General features: G+C 37.6%; 8 protein-coding genes. 6 read left to right on the top strand and 2 right to left on the bottom strand.

Annotated elements, in window-relative coordinates; all coding sequences use genetic code 11:
• Positions 1 to 138 precede the first annotated feature (138 nt).
• From rsmG to A5875_RS12980, 6 genes are all read left to right on the top strand, one after another.
• Positions 139 to 852 carry a 16S rRNA (guanine(527)-N(7))-methyltransferase RsmG gene (rsmG, locus tag A5875_RS13005; protein ID WP_088933987.1) on the top strand — a complete coding sequence of 238 codons (714 nt, stop codon included), beginning with the start codon at positions 139 to 141 and terminating at the stop codon, positions 850 to 852.
• Between the two features lie 70 nt (positions 853 to 922).
• Positions 923 to 1,690 (top strand): ParA family protein, encoded by a 768-nt coding sequence (locus A5875_RS13000; protein ID WP_010747430.1) that lies wholly within the window; start codon positions 923 to 925, stop codon positions 1,688 to 1,690.
• Positions 1,677 to 2,567, top strand: coding sequence for a ParB/RepB/Spo0J family partition protein (locus A5875_RS12995; protein ID WP_088933986.1), 891 nt, complete (start codon positions 1,677 to 1,679; stop codon positions 2,565 to 2,567). Before A5875_RS13000 ends, A5875_RS12995 begins: the two co-directional genes overlap by 14 nt.
• A gap of 41 nt (positions 2,568 to 2,608) precedes the next feature.
• On the top strand, positions 2,609 to 2,806 hold the full coding sequence (locus A5875_RS12990; RefSeq protein ID WP_088933985.1) for a DUF951 domain-containing protein: 198 nt from the start codon (positions 2,609 to 2,611) through the stop codon (positions 2,804 to 2,806).
• A gap of 30 nt (positions 2,807 to 2,836) precedes the next feature.
• Entirely contained in the window at positions 2,837 to 3,937 is a 1,101-nt protein-coding gene (ychF, locus tag A5875_RS12985) for a redox-regulated ATPase YchF (RefSeq protein WP_088933984.1), read from the top strand.
• Positions 3,938 to 3,951: 14 nt separating this feature from the next.
• On the top strand, positions 3,952 to 4,656 hold the full coding sequence (locus A5875_RS12980) for a DUF1129 domain-containing protein (RefSeq protein WP_088933983.1): 705 nt from the start codon (positions 3,952 to 3,954) through the stop codon (positions 4,654 to 4,656).
• A gap of 47 nt (positions 4,657 to 4,703) precedes the next feature.
• Here the strand turns inward: A5875_RS12980 and A5875_RS12975 are convergent, their stop codons facing one another.
• Positions 4,704 to 5,411, bottom strand: a complete 708-nt coding sequence (locus A5875_RS12975; protein WP_088933982.1) for a DUF4811 domain-containing protein — start codon at positions 5,409 to 5,411, stop codon at positions 4,704 to 4,706.
• The coding region (locus A5875_RS12970) for an MFS transporter (RefSeq protein ID WP_088933981.1) at positions 5,408 to 6,441 on the bottom strand (1,034 nt) is incomplete at its 5' end. The genes A5875_RS12970 and A5875_RS12975, both read right to left, overlap by 4 nt.

The following is a 6,441-nucleotide window of genomic DNA, read 5'->3' as shown; positions in this document are numbered from 1 at the left end:
GAATAAAAAATGGGATTAAACCTTTCTTAATCTCTGTGTGAAACATACGTAAACCATTGCATGTAAGGCAATAATACGTTAAAGTATAGGATAGTCTGTGAAACATTTTGCTGTTTCACGAAAATGAAAGGATTTTTTATGACACCAGAAGAATTTCAAGTGGAATTAGGTAAGCAAGGGATTGAACTGTCAACCAGACAGATGGATCAATTTGCGACGTATTTTCATTTATTGGTTGAATGGAACCAAAAGATGAATCTCACTGCAATTACAGAGCATAAGGAAGTTTATTTGAAACATTTTTATGATTCGATTACATTAGCTTTCTCGGATACCTTCAAACCAGAAGGAAATCTGTGTGATGTAGGATCAGGTGCCGGTTTTCCTAGTTTGCCGTTAAAAATCGTTTTTCCAGAATTAGAGGTTACAATCGTCGATTCTTTGAATAAACGAATTACTTTTTTAACAACACTGGTAAATGAATTGCAATTAGATGGTGTGCATCTTTATCATGATAGAGCAGAAACATTTGGACAAAACCCTGAATTTCGGCAAGCATTTAATTTTGTGACTGCTCGGGCAGTAGCTCGATTGAATGTTTTGACGGAACTTTGTTTGCCTTTAGTTGAAAAGGAAGGGTATTTCTTTGCCCTAAAAGCAGCAAAAAGTGAAGAAGAATTAGCTGAAGCAAAACAAGCGATCGCACTATTAGGCGGCAAGCTGATTAATGCCGAAGATGTTTCATTGCCAAATGGAGATACACGTCATATCATTACAGTGCAAAAGAAGAAAGAAACACCAAAAAAATATCCACGTAAAGCTGGTCTGCCGAATAAGCAACCTTTAAAATAATTAAATGGATATTATAAATTATTTTCCTTTAGGGAAATAAATTTTTTAGTAGGAACTAGGAGGAAATTAGATGGCACGGATCATATCTGTTGCAAACCAAAAAGGCGGTGTTGGTAAAACGACGACGACTGTCAATTTGGGTGCGTGCTTAGCGTATGATGGTAAGAAAGTCTTGTTGATCGATAGCGATGCTCAGGGAAATGCTACAAGCGGCTTAGGTGTACGCAAGCCTGATGTGAAACAAGATATTTACGACGTTTTAGTCAATGAAGTTCCAATTAAAGAGACAATTATTAAAACCTCACGGGAAAACTTATCAATTGTCCCAGCTACTTTGCAATTAGCTGGTGCAGAAATCGAATTAACTTCTATGATGGCACGAGAATCACGTTTAAAGAGCGCCTTAGCAGAAGTCAGTGATGAGTATGACTTTATTTTGGTGGATTGTCCGCCATCATTAGGCCACTTAACGATTAATGCTTTTACTGCCAGCGATGCGATCTTGATTCCAGTTCAATGTGAGTATTATGCATTGGAAGGATTGAGCCAGCTTTTGAATACTGTTCGTTTGGTACAAAAACATTTCAATCCAGGTTTAGAAATAGAAGGCGTACTGTTAACTATGTACGACGCTCGCACAAATTTGGGTGCGGAAGTTGTAGAAGAAGTCCGCCGCTATTTCCAAGAAAAAGTTTACGATACGATTATTCCGAGAAATGTCCGTTTATCTGAAGCACCTAGTCACGGGAAGCCAATCATTGATTATGATCCACGCTCAAAAGGTGCTGAAGTCTATCAAGCTCTAGCAAAGGAAGTGTTAGTTCGTGAGCAAAAATAAAGGATTAGGTCGCGGTATCGATGCTCTATTTCAAGATCTTTCTGAGATAGAAGAAGTGGATATGAAGAAGGATCAAGTGGTCGAGATTCCTTTAAGTGATCTACGTCCCAATCCCTATCAACCACGGAAATCATTTGATGAAACCACTTTGCAAGAATTGGCTAATTCAATTGAACAATCTGGAGTTTTTCAACCAATCATTGTAAGAAAGTCAGCGGTTAAAGGGTATGAGTTAATAGCTGGTGAACGCCGTTTCCGAGCTTCTAAACTAGCAGGGAAAGAAACAATTCCTGCCATCATTCGTGAGTTTGATGAGGAAGCGATGATGCAGATTGCAGTATTGGAAAACTTACAACGGGAAGATCTGAATCCGTTGGAAGAAGCTGAAGCCTATGAGATGTTAATGAAAAATCTAAAACTAACGCAAGCTGATGTGGCCAATCGTTTAGGAAAAAGCCGTCCATACATCGCTAATTATTTACGCCTATTGACCTTGCCTAAATTAGTTAAAGAAATGGTGCAAGATGAACGTTTGTCAATGGGACAAGCTCGTACGTTGTTAGGCTTGAAGAAAAAAGATCAAATCTTGAAATTAGCAAATCGTGCGGTAAAAGAAAGCTTGACGGTTCGTCAATTAGAACAGATTGTTAACGAATATAATGAAGGTAAAGCAAAAGACAAGAAAAACGGTCCTCGTTTAACCAAGGAAAAACCTTATTATTTACGGGAAAGTGAAGATCGTCTGATGGATAAATTCGGAACAGGTGTTGAGATTGTTGAAAAAGACGGAAAAGGAAAAATTTCGATTGAATACCTCTCTCCATCTGACCTTACTCGTATCTTAGATATTTTGAATATACATTTTGATGAATCATAGATGAATAGTATCTAAAAAGAATGAATATGGGGGTTTGCCAGATGTATGATTTAGGTGATATCGTTGAGATGAAGAAACCGCATGCCTGCCAGACAAATCGCTGGGAGATCATTCGTATGGGTGCGGATATCAAAATCAAATGTGTAAATTGCGGACATATCGTTATGATGACACGCCGCGATTTTGAAAAGAAAATGAAAAAAATCCTTGAGAAGAAAAAAGATTTGACTCAAGAATAATTCCTTAGTAGAGAAAGAGTGAAGTAAACCATGGCCTTAACAGCCGGAATCGTAGGATTGCCCAATGTTGGTAAATCTACATTATTTAATGCAATTACTAAAGCAGGTGCAGAGGCTGCTAACTATCCTTTCGCGACAATTGATCCCAATGTTGGAATGGTAGAAGTACCTGATTGGCGTTTAGAACGTCTAACTGAGTTGGTACACCCTAAAAAGACAGTTCCAACAACCTTTGAATTTACCGATATTGCGGGCATTGTGAAAGGTGCTAGTAAAGGAGAAGGATTAGGAAACCAATTCTTGAGTCATATCCGTCAAGTTGATGCAATTTGTCATGTGGTGCGTTGTTTTGACAATGAAAATATTACGCATGTTGAGGGTCGAGTTGATCCATTAGAAGACATAGAAACGATTAACTTAGAGTTAGTTTTAGCTGACTTAGATTCGATCAATAAACGCTATGCTCGTGTAGCAAAGGTAGCGAAAACGAAAGAAAAGAATGCAGTTGCAGAATTAGCCGTATTGGATAAGCTAAAACCTGTTTTAGAGGAAGGCCAATCCGCTAGAACAATTGAATTTACAGAAGAAGAACAAAAAATCGTAAGAGGATTGTTCTTACTAACAAGTAAACCTGTTCTTTACGTGGCAAATGTCGATGAGGATACAGTTGCTAGTCCAGATGACAATGAATACGTGCAAACTGTGCGTAATTTTGCAGCTAGTGAACATTCTGAAGTAATCGTTGTTTGTGCTGAAGCGGAAGAAGAAATTGCTGAACTGGAAGATGAAGACAAAGCAGAATTTCTAGAAGCTATGGGAATAGAAGAATCTGGGCTAGATCAGTTAATTCGCACAGCATATGACTTGTTAGGTTTAGCGACTTACTTTACTGCAGGCGAACAAGAAGTTCGTGCTTGGACGTTCCGAAAGGGGACGAAAGCACCTCAAGCGGCTGGAATCATCCATACAGACTTTGAACGTGGATTTATTCGAGCTGAGACAGTATCTTTTGAAGATTTAAATAAATATGGCAGTATGCACGCAGCAAAAGAGGCTGGCCGTGTCAGATTAGAAGGAAAAGATTATGTCGTACAAGACGGCGATGTAATGTTGTTCCGTTTCAACGTTTAGGGAGGAAAGAAACAATGGAACCAGAAAAGTTACAAACGTTGCAAGCAGAAAATGTTCAACTTGAAGAGAAGCTGACTAAGCGTAACGAGCAATACATTTTTGACTTGAAAAAATCTTTAAAAGCAGCGAACTTGACGGATGAACAAACCATCGTAGCCTTAAATGAGATGCTGCCAATTTTAGTTGAAGAACAGAAATCCGGAAAAACAGCAAGACAATTATTTGGTACTGTTTCAGAGCGGTTGGATGCAATTGTTAATAAGCCGGCTGAACAGAAAAAATCAACTACTGCTTCATTGATGTGGTTAGACAATTTCTTATTGCTATTTGGTCTATTAGGAATTGTTGCTGGGATTATGGGATTGTTTGTTTCACGTGGAACACCAACTGTTACTTATGGTCTAACAACATTACTCGTAGCCTCTGCTGTCGGTGGACTAGTGTTTTACATGATGTACCTATTTGTCTACCAGTTTGAACAACCTGGGGCAGATAAATCGAAAAAACCAAAAACTTGGAAGACAATTCTTATGTTAGTCTCAGTTACAATTGTGTGGTTTTTAGTATTCAATGGAGCAGCATTATTACCGCCGGCATTGAATCCTGTTCTTGACCCGATGCTTATGGTTGTTTTATCAGCTCTTGCATTAGCGTTACGATATTACTTGAAAAAACGTTTTGGAATTATCAGCAGTTTAGCAACTGCACCGCGTAGATAGCAAAAAATGAGACAAGGTTCATTTGAACTTTGTCTCATTTTTTTTAGCTATTTTGTTGCTATAGCAATCAATTTTGTCATTGCTTGTTGTTGATATTCTTTTGTAGCTTGTTGAATTACTTTTTGCTGTGTTGTTTGATCCATTGATGGATTTTGTATTATAGCAGCTTTAACTTTTTCTTGAACAAAGTTTTTAGCTTCGCTTTCCATAGTAGCTTTGTTTTCAGTTGCTAATTTAGCTAATTTTTTTGCTTGATCCGTACTTAAAACGAGCCAATCTTTTTGAATATTGAAAGTATTTTTTTCATTGATTAGTTGATGATTTTTACTAGAAAGTCCAAACCAGAATTTGGCAGTATCATTTTTATAGACCCAATATGTTTTATCTGTACGTAACTGTGTTTTTGTTTGATCTTTTTTTACAGTGTTGGTGACATGATCTGTTCCGGTTGTTTTTGGTTTTTTCTGTGATTCATTTGTTTTGTATAAGTAAATCTTTTCTGTGCCATCACCAAGAGGTTGATAGAGCAACATATTCATGTTTTTATTATCAGCCGTAGAAGTCAGTGTCTGAGTCGTGGTCTCGGTAACTTTTTTCATACCGTAGTGATAGTGATCATTAGCAGTAATGAAACCTAAACTGATTAAGAAGATAGCTGCAAAAATTACTGAAAGAAATGTTTGCCAAGTTTTTTTTGCAAAAATATTAGTTAGTGCAAAAGCTAATACACTGATAATTGTGATAGCGAAAATCATTTTGCTAGACCTCCTTCAGCTTTTTGATTGGCTTTTAAGAAAAATGTAATGATAAAGCCAACAACACCAAATATTACTGCAACATAGAAGGCTGCATGATAACCAGATAATGTAGCACTGATTGCTTGATTCTTATATGATAGTGGTAAAGTTTTTAGCAAATGTGCTGCTGGTAAATTATCTTTCGTAACATTAGTAAGCACGCTAATCAATATGGCTGTTCCGATGGAACTTGCAACTTGACGGAAGGTGTTGTTTACAGCCGTACCATGACTGATCAAATTCATTGGTAAGGCGTTCATACCTGAAGTAGTGACAGGCATCATGACCATTGAAATGCCGAACATCCGCATTGCGTATAAGATTACGATCATAGCAATTGGTGTTTCAGAAGTTAAAAATGCGAAAGGTAAAGTAGCCGCTGTTAAGATTAACATCCCACTAATTGCTAAACGTTTTGCCCCATGCTTATCAAAGATTGCTCCCGTAATAGGCATCATTAACCCCATAATTAAGGCACCTGGTAATAACATTAAACCAGAGTGGAAAGCTGATTCCCCACGAATATTTTGAATGTATAAAGGAAGAACCATTTCGGCACCAACCATCGCCATATTAACCACACCACTTAAAATTGCCGCAATTGTAAAAATTGGTGACTTAAATACCCGTAGTTCTAAAAATGGATGCTCTAGATGTAACTGCCGCCATACGAATAAGCCGATAACGGCAACACCAACGACTAAAAATCCAATAACTTTAGCACTACCCCAACCGTCATTACCAACAGAAGAGAAACCATATAACAAGCTGCCAAAACCAATTGTTGATAATAAAGCAGATAAGATATCAATACTAGGGTTAGACAATTGAATAACACTTTTCATTAAAAAGGTAGCTAGTACTAAAACTAAAATGACAATAGGGATCACCATGCCGAAAAGATCGCGCCAAGTATAATGATCAATAATCCAACCAGAAAGGGTAGGTCCTAATGCTGGGGCAAGTCCGATAACGATTCCAGCCATTC

The organism is Enterococcus sp. 3H8_DIV0648, assembly GCF_002140655.1.
In the GTDB taxonomy this organism is placed as follows: domain Bacteria; phylum Bacillota; class Bacilli; order Lactobacillales; family Enterococcaceae; genus Enterococcus_A; species Enterococcus_A hulanensis.
The sequence above is the reverse complement of the archived record's forward strand: the minus strand, read 5'-3'. Positions and strand labels throughout refer to the sequence as shown.